Source organism: Mucilaginibacter sp. JRF, assembly GCF_015223065.1.
Taxonomy (GTDB): Bacteria; Bacteroidota; Bacteroidia; order Sphingobacteriales; family Sphingobacteriaceae; genus Mucilaginibacter.
Map to the genome: position 1 here is coordinate 932,741 of NZ_JADFBY010000001.1, position 16,716 is coordinate 949,456.

Annotated in this window: 9 protein-coding genes; 4 read left to right on the forward strand and 5 right to left on the reverse strand. The window is 44.2% G+C overall.

Features of this window, described 5'->3' with window-relative positions:
• Positions 1-112 precede the first annotated feature (112 nt).
• The 4 genes from pta to IM792_RS03805 all read left to right on the forward strand — a co-directional run bounded on the left by pta (position 113) and on the right by IM792_RS03805 (position 8,887).
• Positions 113-2,206 carry a phosphate acetyltransferase gene (gene pta, locus IM792_RS03790; protein WP_194100402.1) on the forward strand — a complete coding sequence of 698 codons (2,094 nt, stop codon included), beginning with the start codon at positions 113-115 and terminating at the stop codon, positions 2,204-2,206.
• A 20-nt stretch (positions 2,207-2,226) separates the two neighbouring features.
• The gene (locus tag IM792_RS03795; protein WP_194100403.1) at positions 2,227-3,426 is read left to right on the forward strand and encodes an acetate kinase; all 1,200 of its coding nucleotides are present in this window, start codon (positions 2,227-2,229) and stop codon (positions 3,424-3,426) included.
• 185 nt (positions 3,427-3,611) lie between these two features.
• Complete coding sequence (locus IM792_RS03800) at positions 3,612-6,314, forward strand: alpha-L-rhamnosidase (RefSeq protein ID WP_194100405.1); 2,703 nt, start codon at positions 3,612-3,614, stop codon at positions 6,312-6,314.
• A gap of 89 nt (positions 6,315-6,403) precedes the next feature.
• Positions 6,404-8,887 carry a phospholipase C, phosphocholine-specific gene (locus IM792_RS03805; protein ID WP_194100407.1) on the forward strand — a complete coding sequence of 828 codons (2,484 nt, stop codon included), beginning with the start codon at positions 6,404-6,406 and terminating at the stop codon, positions 8,885-8,887.
• 322 nt (positions 8,888-9,209) lie between these two features.
• On the opposite strand, the gene IM792_RS03810 is transcribed toward IM792_RS03805, so the two are convergent.
• From IM792_RS03810 to IM792_RS03830, 5 genes are all read right to left on the reverse strand, one after another.
• Positions 9,210-9,617: an OsmC family protein gene (locus tag IM792_RS03810; protein ID WP_194100409.1), complete on the reverse strand. Its 408-nt coding sequence runs from the start codon at positions 9,615-9,617 to the stop codon at positions 9,210-9,212.
• Between the two features lie 10 nt (positions 9,618-9,627).
• Positions 9,628-10,038, reverse strand: a complete 411-nt coding sequence (locus IM792_RS03815; protein ID WP_194100411.1) for a hypothetical protein — start codon at positions 10,036-10,038, stop codon at positions 9,628-9,630.
• Between the two features lie 35 nt (positions 10,039-10,073).
• Complete coding sequence (locus tag IM792_RS03820) at positions 10,074-11,096, reverse strand: PorP/SprF family type IX secretion system membrane protein (protein ID WP_194100412.1); 1,023 nt, start codon at positions 11,094-11,096, stop codon at positions 10,074-10,076.
• Positions 11,097-11,125: 29 nt separating this feature from the next.
• Complete coding sequence (locus tag IM792_RS03825; RefSeq protein ID WP_194100414.1) at positions 11,126-15,310, reverse strand: PKD domain-containing protein; 4,185 nt, start codon at positions 15,308-15,310, stop codon at positions 11,126-11,128.
• 119 nt (positions 15,311-15,429) lie between these two features.
• Entirely contained in the window at positions 15,430-16,668 is a 1,239-nt protein-coding gene (locus tag IM792_RS03830) for a spore maturation protein (protein WP_194100416.1), read from the reverse strand.
• Positions 16,669-16,716 lie beyond the last annotated feature (48 nt).

A 16,716-nucleotide genomic window follows, 5' to 3' on the forward strand; every position in this document is an offset into this window, starting at 1 on the left:
GTTAAAAATATAGGTTATCAAAATAACTTAATATTTAATTAGTCTAAATAAAAACATAGTTCAAAAATGAGCTTTTTTGGCTATATTCGCGGGCTTTTAAAAATTATCGACGTTGACAAAAACAATATTTATCGCATCAGCCGAACCATACAGTGGTAAATCCATTGTAACACTGGGTATAGTTGACATGTTGCTGGGCAAGGCTCAAAAAATAGGCTACTTTAAGCCCATCATTAATACCGATCCGGCAGAATCAAAGGATGTACATATCCAAACCATCCTGTCGCATTTTCAATTGCCATTGGCCTTTGAAGATACTTATGCCTTTACCCGTGCCGAAGCCCTGCAACTATTAAATGAGCAAAGCCAGGGCGAAATGATCGATACCATTATTTCCCGTTTCAAAAAAATAGAGGAAAACTACGATTTTACCGTTATTGAAGGTAGCGATATAACCGGTCAGGGAACAGGGTTTGATTTTGAAAGCAATATGCTGATAGCCCGCAACCTGAATGCGCCTGTTGTACTGGTTGTATCAGGCGATAGAAAATCAATATCTGAAACTATACAGGATGGCCTTAACCTGTTTCATGCCTATCAATCGCGCGAGATACAGGTGCTGGCAGTGGTTGTCAATAAGGTACAGCCCGATCATGCCGATGATATTCGCAAGTTGTTAGCTTCTCAATTGCCGAAGGGCGTGATCAGCGCGGTTATTGCTGCTGATAAGGCTCTGCAAAACCCTACCGTTAGCGATATATTTGAGCATCTGGATGGTCGTCTGCTTTTTGGTGGCGAACATCTTTCAAACCAGGTAGATAACTTTGTTACCGGCGCTATGCAGGTGCCCAGCTTTTTGAGCTTTTTAAAGGAAAATGTATTAATAGTAACCCCGGGTGATAGGGGCGACATCATTATCAGCTCATTACAGGCCAATATGTCGTCAAGCTATCCGCGTGTATCAGGTATTGTTCTAACAGCCGGTGTGGTGCCCGAGGAGCCTGTTTTGCGCCTGATAGAAGGTTTGCAGAATGTGGTGCCAATTATAGCGGTTAACGGCGGAACCTTTGAAACTACTAATAAAATAGCCTCAGTAAAATCTCGTATTACGCCTGATAATACCAAGAAGATACAGTTAGCCATTGATACATTTAACCGTTGTGTTGATACCGGCGCGCTGGACGAAAAGATGGTTACCTACCACTCTGATGCCATGACGCCGCACATGTTCCAGTACCAGCTGAGCAAATGGGCTAAAAGGGAGATAAAGAATATTGTTTTGCCCGAGGGTAATGATGACCGTATTATTTTAGCAGCAGGCAGACTGATTGCGCAGCAGTTGGTTAAGCTTACGTTGCTGGGTAACCCTACAGAAATAGCGGCATCCCTCAAACGCCTGGGTATCGATCTGGATATAAATGATATTACTATCATCGACCCGGCAAATTCAGGCCATTATGAGGATTATGTAGAAACCTTGTATGAACTGCGTAAAAGCAAGAACCTGACCATGGAAATGGCCCGCGACTTGATGACGGATGTATCATACTTTGGTACCATGATGGTTTACAAAGGTCATGCTGATGGTATGGTATCGGGCGCTGTACATACCACGCAGCACACCATTCGCCCGGCATTGCAGTTCATTAAAACCAAGCCAGGTATATCAACGGTATCATCTATTTTCTTTATGTGTTTGGAGGATAGGGTTTCGGTATTTGGCGATTGCGCGGTTAACCCGAATCCAACAGCAGAAGAACTGGCGCAGATAGCCATTTCATCAGCCGATAACAGCATGCGCTTTGGTATTGAGCCACGTATCGCAATGCTATCATATTCATCAGGTACATCAGGCGCGGGTGAGGATGTAGAGAAGGTACGCCGTGCAACCGAACTGGTTAGACAGCAACGCCCCGACCTGAAAGTTGAAGGCCCAATACAGTATGATGCCGCTGTTGATCCTGTTGTTGGTCAGCAAAAACTCCCCGGATCAGAAGTAGCAGGTCAGGCCAGCGTGTTGATATTCCCCGACTTGAATACAGGTAACAATACCTACAAAGCCGTACAGCGTGAAACTGGAGCATTAGCCATTGGCCCAATGCTGCAAGGCTTAAATAAACCGGTTAATGACCTTAGCCGTGGTTGTACGGTTGACGACGTATTCAACACCGTTATTATTACAGCGATACAAAGCCAAAACGACTAAATACCATTCGATTTTTATACATGAACATATTTGTAATTAATTCGGGCAGTAGCTCTATAAAATATCAGTTATTTCACAGCAAGTCAGTCGACCCGGTATGTAGCGGTTTGGTTGAGAGAATTGGTCTTGGCGATTCGCTGATAAAGCATGCCGTATTCATCAACGGAGAAGAAAAGGTAACAAAATTGGAACTGGATATACCCGATCATGAAGCGGGTATGTACGAGGTTGAAAAACTTTTGGTACAGCCGGGTATAGCCGTAGTGCACAATCCGGATGATATTCATGTAGTGGGCCACCGCATTGTACACGGCGGTGAAACCCTTACCCAAACCACTATAATTACCGATGAGGTAAAGGAGAAGATAAAGCAACTCTATCCGCTTGCGCCATTGCATAACCCAGGCCACATAAAAGGTATTGAGGTAGCGCAAAGCATCTTTAAAAAAGCTACGCAAGTGGCGGTTTTTGACACGGCTTTCCACCAAACCATGCCCGAAAAGGCTTACCGTTATGCCATCCCCGAAAATTTTTATAAGGATTATGGTATCCGTGTATATGGTTTCCACGGCATCAGTCACAAGTATGTATCAGGAAAGGCAATTGAGTACCTGCAAAAGCCTGATGCTAAAATTATAACTATACACCTGGGTAACGGTTGCAGTATGGCCGCTGTTAATGCCGGTAAATGTATTGATACCAGTATGGGGCTTACGCCTTTAGATGGCCTGATCATGGGTACACGTAGCGGTAATATTGATGCATCGGTATTATTGTTTTTGATAGAGCAACAAGGTTATGATGCTTCTGAACTGACCGCTTTACTCAATAAAAAGAGTGGCATGTACGGCTTAACCGGCTATAGCGATATGCGCGACATCACCAAGATGATAAACGAAGGTAGCGATGCCGCCGCTTTAGCTTATGAGATGTATGCCTACCGTGTCAGGAAATTTATAGGCTCGTACACCGCCGCCATGAATGGTTTGGATGCTATTGTATTTACTGCCGGCGTTGGCGAGAATGATTACCTGGTGCGTGAAATGGCTTGCCGCGATATGGATTTCTTCGGCATAGAATTAAATGTTGAAGAAAATGCTCAGCGTAAGCCGGGTATCCGTGAAATAAGTACCGCATCATCAAAAGTAAAGGTGATGGTAATTCCAACTAACGAAGAACTTGAAATAGCGCAACAATGTAAAGTGCTGCTTGAGGAATAGTATTTTCCATTAAAGTATTCAAAGGCCATGATCAATCATCGTGGCCTTTTTAGTTTGATTTAGTCGCATTAGCAAAAACGTTTTATTTAACTAACAAAACTTTTACAGCATCTATCAAAACATATTTCGATATTGGGGGCACTAAAATCCTTTTATCATAATTTGTTAGCTAAAACCTATTGCTGATGCTTATAAAAACAACCCATCCAAAACTTAACCGGCTATTTGTAGTATTGATAGCTTTTGCTCTGAATGTAAATTTTGCTAAAGCGCAAACAGGCGCTGTAAACCTGCAATGCGAACACCTGGTTTCTCCGGTTGGAGTTGATGAGGCGCAGCCTCGCTTGGCCTGGCAACTTGCCGATAAGCGTCAGGGTGCATTGCAAAGCGCGTATACTGTTGTGGTATCAAAAGATCCGGCGCAGTTGGCATCAGGCAGTGGCGCGGTTTGGAATACAGGTAAGGTAGCATCGCAAGCCGGTTTAATTACTTATAAGGGTAAAGCTTTAGAGCCTTTTACCCGTTACTACTGGGCGGTGCGCACCTGGGATAAGGATGGCAAACCACTTGGCCAAAGCCAAACCGCCTACTTTGAAACCGGTATGATGAGCCAAACCAACTGGACCGGCAACTGGATAAGCGACCGCAAAAGTATTAACGCTTTAGAAGCGCCTTACTTCCGCAAGGTGTTTAATGCCGGTAAAAAGATACGTTCAGCACGGGCATATATCGCTGTGGCAGGTTTATATGAGTTATTTATTAATGGCACTAAAATAGGCAACCACCGCCTCGACCCGATGTATACCCGTTTTGACAGGCGAAATCTTTACGTTACTTATGATGTTACCCCTCAATTAAAGGATGGTGCTAACGCTATCGGCGTGGTGTTGGGTAATGGTTGGTACAACCACCAATCTATAGCGGTATGGAACTTTGACCGTGCACCGTGGCGCCAAAGGCCAACCTTTTGCCTCGATCTGAAAATAACCTATGAAGATGGCACTAAAGAAACCATTTTTACCGACGAAAGTTGGAAAACACACAGCGGCCCTATTGTATTTAACAGCATTTACACCGGCGAGCATTACGATAGCAGTGAGGAAATACCCGGCTGGAATACTATAAATTTTGATGATAGCAAATGGAATGGTACCGGATTGCGTTCGGCACCGGCAAAAAAGGTAGTTAGCCAGGTAATGGTACCGATCAGGAATGTAGAGGAGTTCGCCGCCAAATCAATAATAAAGTTTAATGATACTAATTACGTGTTCGATTTTGGACGGAACTTTGCCGGTGTTACCCGTGTAAAACTTCGTGGGGATAGCGGTACCATAGTAAAGCTAAAACATGGCGAAAAGCTGTACACCAAAGAGGGAACACCGAAGGGACATGTAGATATGTCGAACATTGATGTTTACTATCGCCCTAAAGATAAAAACGATCTTTTCCAAACCGATGTGGTGATACTGAATGGCAAAGGCGAGGTTGATTTTATGCCGAGCTTTAACTATAAAGGGTTTCAGTATGTAGAGGTAACCAGTAACAAACCTATAAAAATGCAACAGCCCGACCTGAAAGCTTACTTTATGCATAGCGATGTTGAGGAGGCTGGCAAACTGAATACATCAAGCGATCTGGTGAATAAATTATGGGCGGCTACAAACGCGTCATATTTATCGAACCTGTTTGGCTACCCAACCGATTGCCCGCAGCGCGAAAAGAATGGCTGGACGGGTGATGGACATTTCGCTATTGAAACCGGTTTATTCAACTACGATGGTATCACCGTATACGAGAAATGGCTGGGCGATCACCGCGACGAGCAGCAGCCCAATGGTGTGTTACCCGATATCATACCTACAGGCGGTTGGGGTTACGGCACTGCCAACGGTACCGATTGGACAAGTACCATCGCCGTTATTCCGTGGAATTTGTACATGTTTTATGGCGATACCAAGCCCCTTTCTGATAACTACGAAAATATAAAGGCCTACGTAAATTATGTAAGCAAGATCAGCCCTAATAACCTAACTACTTTTGGTCGTGGTGATTGGGTGCCAGTTAAATCATCATCGTCTTTAGAATATACCTCATCAGTATATTTTTATGTTGATGCTACCATTCTATCAAAAACGGCTGCATTGTTAGGCAAAACGCAGGATCAGCAATATTACTCAGCCCTTGCAGTAAAGATCAGGAAAGCCATCAACGATAAATACTTTGATAAAGCCAAATGCACATACGGCAGCGGTGTGCAAACAGAGTTAAGCATGGCCCTGCAATGGAATGTAGTACCCGAAGAATATCGCCTTAAACTGGCTGAAAACCTGGCCAAACGTGTAGCTCAGGATAACATGCATATTGATGTTGGTGTATTAGGCGCCAAAGCAGTGCTAAACGCCCTGAGCGACAACGGACAAGGAGAAATAGCATACAAACTGGCTTCGCAGGATACCTACCCATCATGGGGATGGTGGATCGTTAGTGGCGCTACAACCTTGCAGGAAAACTGGGATATGGATGCCCCTCGCGATATATCACTCAACCACATGATGTTTGGTGAAATTGGCGGCTGGTTTTTTAAAGGTTTAGGAGGCATTAAACCTGATGAAAACAAACCGGGTTTCAAGAACGTACTACTTAAACCAAACTTTGTACAGGGACTGAACTATTTTACATCGAGCCATAAAGGGCCTTACGGTAACATTGTTTCATCGTGGAAAAGGGAGCAAGGCAAAGTTGTTTATGATGTGGTTGTGCCTGCCAATTCAACAGCCGATATTACTTTCCCGGCAAAGTCAACAAACGTTACCTTAAGTGGAAAGAGCATAGTTGCGAACAAGCCATATCATGTGGCTGCCGGTACTTACAGGTTTATGGTGCAATAATTAATAAACAAAGTTTAATTATTTTAAACTTAATACATCGTTAAAGTTTAAGGTGAATTGATAGTATACATTAGCTTTTTTAAATAGCTATGGCTGATACACGCAGAGAATTCATAAAAAAGGCAACCATGCTGGCCGGTTCAACCGGGTTGTTTACCGTGCTGCCCGAGTCGATACAAAAGGCATTGGCAATTGCCCCTGAAAAGGGTACTACTTACCTTGATGCCGAGCATGTGGTTTTCCTGATGCAGGAGAATCGTTCGTTCGATCATTGTTACGGTACGTTGCAGGGCGTTCGTGGTTTTGACGATCCGCGTGCTATGCGTCTGCCTAACAACAATAAGGTATGGCTGCAAAGTAACAAGGCGGGCGAAACTTATGTACCCTTTAATCTTGATATAAAAAACTCCAAGGCCACCTGGATGCAATCGTTACCCCACTCGTGGGAGAACCAGGTTGACGCGCATAACAACGGCAAGATGGACGGCTGGCTGGAAAGCAAAAAATCGGGAAATAAGGAGTATGCGAAAATGCCGCTAACTCTGGGGTATTACGACAGAAAGGATATTCCGTTTTACTACGCTTTTGCCGATGCATTTACAGTTTGCGATCAGCATTTTTGCTCGTCGTTAACGGGTACAAGTTCAAACCGCTCATACTTTTGGGCAGGTACCATCCGTGAGCAGCAGGATGCAAGCTCACCGGCGTTGGTATACAACGGCCAGATAAACTATCAGGATCTGACCGCAAAAACATTCCCTGAACGGCTTGAGGAAGCTGGCATCTCATGGAAGATATATCAGAATGAACTAAGTTTAGATGTTGGCTTTACAGGCGAGGAAGATGACTGGCTGAGTAACTTTACCGACAATAACATTGAGTTTTACAAGCAATACAATGTGCGCCTGCACAAGGCTTTCAGAGATAATTTGGTTAAGGCCGAAGCCGCGTTTCAAAAGGAACTGGATGAACTGAAAGCAAAACCTCAAACGCCGGAATTAGTTACAAAGATCAGTGAAAAGCAAAATCGACTTAATGAGATAAAGAAAGACCGTAAAGAGTGGACGCAGGAACGTTTTGATAAGCTAAGCGATCATGAAAAAAATATTCACCTGAAAGCCTTTGTAACTAACGTTAGCGATCCAAACTATCATCAACTTGAAACATTGGTTTACGATGAGGATGGAGAAAAGCGTGAGGTTAAAGTACCAAAAGGAGATATACTCTACCAATTCAGGCAGGATGTAAAAACCGGTAAGCTGCCAACGGTATCATGGCTGGCGGCGCCATCCAATTTTTCTGATCACCCGTCATCACCCTGGTATGGGGCATGGTATGTTTCGGAAGTGTTGGATATACTTACCCATAACCCGGAGGTATGGAAAAAGACCATCTTTATTTTAACCTACGATGAAAATGATGGTTACTTTGATCACGTTGCTCCATTTGTACCGCCGCATTCCGCCAAACCTGAAACAGGTAAAACTTCAGCCGGATTAGATACCGCCACAGAGCATGTAACCAATGCCGAGCAAGCCGAAAAAGGTATATCCGAAGAAGATCGCCGTGAAAGCTCTATAGGTTTGGGTTTCAGGGTGCCGTTGGTTGTGGCTTCGCCATGGAGCCGTGGTGGATGGGTTAATTCACAGGTATTTGACCATACCTCATGCCTGCAATTTTTGGAAACCTTCCTGAGCAAGAAAACAGGCAAGGCTATAAAAGAAACTAACATAAGCGATTGGCGCCGTACTGTATGCGGCGACCTGACATCTATCTTCAGGCCATATAATGGTGAAAAAGTAAATTACCCGGTATCCCTTAACCGCGATCAAACCGTAAAGGATATCTATAACGCGAAATTCAAAAAACTTCCCGGCAATTTTAAAGCTTTAGGTGCTGATGATGTCGCCGCAGTAAATACCGCGCAAGCAACGGTTCAGGCTTTCCCTAAACAGGAGAAGGGCATACGTAACTCATGTGCATTACCATACCAGCTTTTTGCAGATGGTGGTTTGAGTGATAATAAAGATAGCTTCACCATAAACATGAGATTGGGTGGCAAGGTAGGCGCTCCATTTAATGTGTGTGCTCCCGGAAATTATCAGCACGAAGGCAAGACTGCCGAACTAATGCCTACCTGGGCGTTTGCTGTAAAAGCGGGTGATGAGATCAATTATTCATGGCCTGTTAAATCATTTAACGAAAGCCGCTATAACTTAGAGCTATCAGGTCCGAATGGTTTTTACCGAACCTTTGCCGGTGATAAAAATGATCCCGATCTGTTGATAAATACCAATTATAAAACTAATGGCGATATTGAATTGGTTTTGGTAAACAAAAGTAAATCAAGTGCTTATTCTGTTCATTTAACTGATAGGTCATACAAACAGGGAGATCAAAAGCTCAGTATCAAACCAACGCAAACACTTCGCCATATCATCAGTCTGCAAAAAAGCAGATCATGGTATGATATAGAATTGAAAGTTCAGGATCATGATGTTTTTGCCAGGCGCTATGCAGGTCGTGTTGAAACAGGCAAGCATGGAATTACCGACCCATTAATAGGAGCATAAACTCTTAGTATGATTTCGATATCAATGTAAAGCCTTGTTTAAATAATGAGGCTTTACATTTTTGCCATAACATCAAATTAACATACACCCACCTTACCCGTACTGCTTTTTTATTAATTAATTGATGTAACTAAATTGTTATGTCAGTAACGGGTAAAATACCCGAGTTTAAACACGCAATCGATTTTATTATGGTTAAATTTGCAGTGTCAAAAATATTAAAGCACCCGTCACAAGGCTGCTTTTAAAAATACTTCTTTTGGTTAGAGGTGATTGTTTTAGAGTGATTGGTTCAGGCCGGGTTTTCCCGGCCTGAGTTTTTTCAGGCCACCGTGGTATAAATATCAATATTGCCTGTAAGTATTTTATGGATAGGGCAGTGGTCGGCAATTTGCAAAAGCCGGTCTATTTGTTCCTGTATCAGTTCGCCTTTAAACTTTAGCATCCGCTCTATCAGTACACCGTTCTCGGTTCTAAACAGTTCAAGGTCAACAGTTATTTCATCAACTATCCACATCTTTCGGTCAATATACATGCGCAGGGTAATACTTGTACAACTGCCAAGGCTGGCTAATAATAAACCAAATGGGTCCATACCTGTGTCCGCACCGCCTTTATCAAGGGGCTCGTCAGCAATAATGGTGTTGTTACCACTGTTAATAATGGTTTGGTAATTCTCTTTCTTGGTGATTGATCGTGCTGTTAGTATTGATTCCTTTTGTTGGGTCATTATATCAAATTTACTCCAGGTTTAACCCCTGTAACTCCCAATTGTTGGCTTTGGTTGCCAGGCCTCCATTATATTTTATCCTTATTTTGAAATATTGGCGACTTTGGCTGCCATCCGCATTAGTAACATCAGCGTACGAGCGTATCACATAAACAGAGTCAGATCGTTTACCAAACTCAAAACCATCATCGCTAAATTTGGCATCGCTGCCTTTGAGTGATGGCTTTATAATGCCTTTGGCAACCTCATACGCGGCTTGTTTTGATGGCAGACCGGTATTGTTACTTTTAGAGTTTGAACCCGACGTGGCAAAGCGTATCAGTATCAAGCCAAACAATATGATCAGGATGAGTATCACCCAAACTCCTAAACGCGCGGTTTTACCTTTGTCTTTTTTAAGCTGATGATAATCGTTGCTCATGATTTACAATTGGCAACACAAAACTATCTATTTTATCAATAAAAATCATAGCACCTTAAGGCACCATTAAATTTAAAGTTACTGTCGCCATCGCCAGGGGTTTCGTAAACTACGCTTCCCTCAGTAGTGCCGCTGGTGCCGCCGTAGCTTAGTTTCGACATAGGTACATCATGGCTCACTCCAACACGAAGCCTGTCGCCGGTTTCACGGTTCTTAAAGATGTCGAATATAAATGATACCACTACGGCATTAGGGCCATCGCCGCCGCCACGGTACCAAAGCCCGGCATTTACACTGCGGCGTTTGTATTGTATACCCGCACTGTACGAGTTAATGTTGCTTTGTTTGTAGTAAACTACCGATGGTATCACGAATGATTTTTCGTAGTCATCCAGGTTATCATACTTATTCAGGTCGATACGGTAACTGGCGTGAGTACTGATGCGCATAGGTAATTTAACCGGTGTGCCGGTGAATGATTCGTTAGGACGATTAAGGTGGAACGCCGCCGCGCCAACCATAAAGCCGCCGGTAACCAGGTTTATACCGAAGCTTGAATCAAAGTAAAAACGACTGTTATAGGCCAGCAGATCGGCAGAGGTTTGCTGACCGGGAATAATGCCATAGTTAGGGTCTATCTGATCACCGAACACAAGCTTACTCATATCAACCGAGCGGTTAGTGGCACCGGCAGCTAAACCGAACGATAACACATAATCGTCGGAGCCTACACTGTACGAGTATACACCCATTATACTGTTCTTACGTAAGTAAGCCGTACCCTCGCTGCTGCGGGTAAACATTAAGCCGAAGCCTCCACCAAAGCGGGGGATGTTATAATCAATAGTAGCTGACAAATAATTAAGGTTGCCCGGAATGGTTGAGTACTGATTACGGTAGGTAAGGCTCATGCGCAGCTGGCCTTCAAACTGTCCGTTAAGTGCCGGGTTTAAATATACCGGCGCGTTAAAAAACTGCGAATATTGATGATCTTGCGCAAAGCCCTTTGCAGCTGTAAGCAATAAAACAAGAACCAATAATTTGCTATATATCTTCATTTATAGTAGAGCTCTATTTGTTATATTTTTTATCTGATCAGGTTTATTACGCCGTTACGTTTTGGCGATGATGTACCGTATGACATGCCTTTCCACTCGGAACCGTTAACAAATGTTGCCGATACCTGCCATATATAAGCACCTTGCGGCGCCGGAGTGCCTTTATAAGTGCCATCCCAACCCTCAACAGGTTCACCGTCGGCGCCAAGCTTGGTGGTTTCCCAAACCAGCTGCCCCCATTTGTTGAATATTTGCATACGCCAGGTTTTTATCCCTACACCTTTTGCCATAAAGGTTTGTAATACGCTGCTGCTATTTGATGGAATGAAGGCATTTGGTAAATACAGTGAACCAGGTGTGCCCGATATAGTCACCGTTTTTACAATAAAATCAGTACATGGTGTACCATCAGGGTTACGGCGTGTAATGGTCAGCTTCACTTCGTGCGAACCTATATCTGTTTGCGGATATGTATACTCCGGATTGCGTTGTGTGGAGGTAGCGCCATTGCCAAACTCCCAATACCATTCGCTCGGGTTGCCCTGGCTGTTATCACGGAACGAAAAATGATAATCAGGTATAGTGATCTCCTGACCCGGCGAAACTGCGAAGTCTGCTTTCAGATCGGGCTTAACTATTATCGGTTGAGTGATATTGCCACCACAACCCAAAGTGTTTGTTACGGTTAGTTTAACATTGTATGTGCCGCTTGCCGCGTAAGTATGGCTTGGCGCCGGATCATTTGATGTACTACCATCACCAAATTCCCAAGCGTAAATGTAGCTGCTGTTTGTAGCTTCTACAGGAGTGAAAACAACAGCGCTGCTGCAATTTTGTGATGCACTTGTAAATGTAGCCGTTGGTGTGGCATATACTGTTATCACGTTAGCATTATAGTCTGATGGAGCTGCATCACCACAACCTTCACTGGTTGATGTTACGGTAACGTTGTATTTTCCTGGCTCGGTAAATCTGTAGGGTGATGAGCCCAACGGAGCACTAAACTCGCGGTATGGGGTAGGGTTATCATCCTTATAAATAGTGTATTTAAATGATGCCCCTTGCGATCCGTTTTGGAATACCACTTCCTCGTTAACGCAAGCCTGTCTTTTACCGCCTTGAATAGTCATCACCGATACGCCTGATACCGAAACATTGATAGGCCACCTGAATGGTATAGAGGCTGAATTACCACAACTGTTAGTGGCGGTCATGTTTACATAATAGGTGGTTGATTGCGTTGGCCTAACATTAAATACCGCGTCGGTTTTATCTGTTTTTGAAATTTGATTTGGCGATGCTATGGTAGTAGCCACCAGGTTTCCCTGTTCATCCTCAAGCCTGAATAAATAGGTTTCATCACTGCCTCTCGAATCATTTTTAACGGTCAGGGTAAACGAACCGCAATCGCTTGATTTTACCGGCGCATTGGCAATAAGCGGTACCGTGTTGGCAGGCTTTACACGGATAGATTGTGCCGGTGTAGTTGCAGGCGAACAGGTATTCTGTTGCGTCATGGTGATCTGGTACACACGGTCAGATCCATCACCATTGGTAAATGGTTGAAATGTACGGGTAAACTCGGCATCGTTTATCTCAACCAGTCCGTTGCCGTCGCCAAAATCCCAGGTAAAGGTGCCTGTTTTTGATGGCGATGTATTGCGGAAGGTAATAGTAGTAGCGCCGCAACCATAAGTATTGCCAACTATCTCAAATTGCGGGCGAGGGGTAGGGTCAACCCTTACAGTAAGGCGGTGTATGTTACCTGTACAGTTGCCGTTTATCGGTGTTATTTCATAAACTACGGTACCAATATCGGTAGAGTTGTTTACCAGTACATCGTTAATTCTGTTTGATGTGCCTGATGCCGTAAAGCCTGATATGGATGGCGAATTGCTTATTACCTTCCACTCGTATGTACTACCTGCAACCGGGGATGTAATAGTATAGTTAACCGCGGTATTGGTACATATATTTTTAGCGGCGGCGCTGGTTATATCATTAACCGGCCTGATGGATACCACCAATGGTGATGATTCAATGGTTTCGCATCCGCTGATATTGGTAGTGATAACTAACTTAAGAGTGGCCCTGCCGGCAGCTATTTCGGCGGCAGATGGTTTATAAGTGGTTACAGCGCTTGTGTTGTTGCCAAACGTTCCGTTAGCATCACTACTTTGCCAGCGTAAGGTGTTGTATGTGCCAGCCGTAAGGTTTGCATCAAGGTTTGATACATCATCCGGGCATATCAGCGCGGTAAATTTAGGGTCGAGTTGCGGGGCGTTACGTAAAGTGATCTGTTGTGAACGCTCAACCAGTAAACCGCAATTGTTTTTATGGGTTACTTTAACCACATAGGTACCCGCACCATCAAAACGTATGGTTGGGTAACGTGTGTTTTTGGTTGAGCTATTGATGAACACCGGCTGAGCGGCCCCGGCAGGTACGGTCGTGAAACTCCACTCGTAATTGGTTGACTCGCTTGCGGCGGTACCTGTAATAACGGTTTTTGTAGCACCCGATGTTTCATTGAACGGTATATCCAACTTGGTTTGGCAAAACGTTACGGCGTTTGACATGGTGATGGTAGGCGTTGCATCAACAGTAATTACCTGCGCTGCCGATTGTATGGCATCGCAACCACCGGTAATAGTTAAGCGTACCGAATACCTGCCCGCCTGACTAAACCTGAATACAGGGTTTGGACTTGTAGCGCTTGTGTTTGAAGCATAAGTGAAACCCGTAGCAGGCGAAACCGTCCAGCGGTAAGTGGGGGTTATGGTAGTACAAGTGCTGGTGTTATCGTAAGTGCTTGAGTTTACTACCGCTATGTCAGTACTGGTACATCCGGTAGCGGGGATGGTAAATTTAGGTACCGGCGGATTTACGATACATATAGTCTTAGAGTAGTTAGCAACATCACAACGGTCGCTTGAGCTTGGTTGGTAAATAAGCGTTACGGTATGCACACCCGGGGTGGTAAATATATGCGTAACACGGTCAGATATTTTCCGGTTGGTTAGCTCAGTGCCATCATCAAAACGCCAGGTATATAAGGCATTCGGATTATCGCACGAACCTGTGGTTGATGTTGGGCTTTGGCCGGGATTTGAGCTATTGGTAAACTCAACGGCTTTGCCTACACAACCCGTTGCAGCCACTTGAAATTGGTTTACCGCAGGTTCCAATACTTGTGCAAATTGCGGTGAGGTGGTACCTACGTTACCGCAATACGGACTAACACTTTGCAGTTCAACCCTGAATACGCCCTTTTTATCGCCACCGGCATCAAAACCACAGCTCGATTGTGTGTAGGTATGGGTAAGCCTGCCTTCGCGGTTTCTGATGTCAAAAAAGCTAAAGGTTTCAACAGCAGTGCCATCGCCATAGCTTATGCGGTAAGTTAAACCGGGATAGTTATTTTGTATACCAGCGCTCGATTCATAATCGATAAAGAAAGGCAACTCGGTATTATCATTCTTACAAACAATATTGGTACCCGATGTACCCAGGTTAGTGAATACCCGGTTATTGATCAGCGGATAAGCTTTTGTGGCCACAACACCAGCGTTCTCGGCTCTGGCAATAATGGTATAGTTGGTTGTTGAGGCGGTGAAACTGGCGCCGGGCGCGAATAACAGATCGGGCAGGGCGGTGTTGTTGCCCTCGTTATACATCTTGGCGGTCATCAGCGCACCGCTGGTAGCATTGGTGAAATTGAATGTTCGGTTATTGATGCCCTCGCAAAGCCCGAAGATATTAGGATCAGACGCACCCGATGAATTTTGCAGATAAGCTGACGATGTAACCGCCGCGGTAAAGCCGTTAGCAGTTACAATGGCGAATGTGTTTGATACGGTACTGGTAACGCCCGGACTATTGGCAACTATCCTTACCCTGTAATTTGTACCTGCCGGAGTATTTGACGGAATTACACCGTTTATATAACTGTTGTAAAATCCTGTATATGAGCCTATTTCTACCTGGTTGCCGAAGTTGCCGTTAGCATCGGATAGTTGAAGCCTGAAGGTATTGCCTGTGCGGGTAAAATAGCCGCTTGTATAATCAATTTTGAATGATACACCAATGCTTGATCCTCGTCCGTAGGGGCCAGGATCAACAGGACGTAACGTAATGGTTTGTGCCAGAGTAACCGTTGCACTAAATACAATTATACTCAGTAATATAAAAAACCGGGTAAAAAGTTTATCCATAAAGTCCGTAAGATAAAAGCGATCTTGCCGGTCTGTAAAACTTGTGCTTGTGTTTTTACAGGCGGCAATTAATGTTCTTTTGTACGGAAAATGGGGCGGATAGTTACAAATTTAAAGTATCAGGCAAAGAAAAGGTAGCATACCAATATGGCGGTAATAACCCCGGCAAGGTCGGCCAAAAGGCCCGCCGGTATAGCATAACGAGAGCGTTTTATACCTACCGAGCCAAAGTATAATGCCACAATATAAAAGGTAGTATCGGCAGATCCGTTGAAGGTACTGGCCAACCTGCCGGCAAAACTATCGGGCCCAAATGTTTTTATTACATCGATCATCATACCCTTTGATCCTGAGCCGCTTAATGGTTTCATGTAGGCTACCGGCATGGCGTCAACAAAGCGGGTATCGGCATTAAATTGGGTAACCACCCAACGTACACCATCATTAATATAATCGAGCGCTCCACAGGTGCGGAAAACGCTGATGGCAACCAGCATGGCCACCAAATAAGGTATTATCTTTACCGATGTTTCAAAGCCGCCTTTGGCACCCTCAATAAAGGCATCAAACACGTCGATTTTTTTACGTAATCCACCTAAAATGATCACCACGGGTATCAAAAACAGCAAAAAATTGCTCATTACGTTTGATGCCAGGGTTATCTGTTCCTTACTTAAATGGGTGGTAACGTACCATATAAAAGTGGCTATAAATGCGGTTAGTCCGCCAATCCAGCCTAATATAACCCGGTTAAAAAGGTTTATTTTCTGCCTGATGGCTACCGCGATAATGCCCACTACGGTAGCAACATAAGTAGCGATAATACAGGGGATCAATACATCGGCAGGGTTGGCGGCACCTAATATGGCACGTTGTGCTATAATGGTAACCGGCAGCAATTGCAAGCCCGATGTATGCAGCACCAAAAACATGATCTGCGCGTTTGATGCCGTTTCTTTATCCTTGTTAAGCTCCTGCAAACTACCCATAGCCTTTAAGCCAAGGGGAGTGGCCGCATTATCAAGCCCCAGCATATTGGCCGAAAAGTTCATCAGCATTTGTCCGGTGGCCGGATGGTTTTTTGGCACTTCAGGAAACAGCCTCTGGAAAAATGGCCCAACAATGCGCGAAAGAAAATTGATAGCGCCTGCCTTTTCGGCAACGTTGAGTATACCCAGCCAAAAGGCCATATTGCCAATCAGGGGCAGGGCAATGTCCATAACAGATGATTTGGACGAGTTGAACACGCCCTCAACCATGTGCTGAAATATCTCGGTATCACCTAAAAAAACAAGTTTAATGAGCCCGATTACAAAGGCGATCACAAAAAAAGCTATCCAGATGTAATTTAAAACCATTCGATATTTGCTATAGTGGGGTGAATATAGCGTTTTTATTAAAATTAT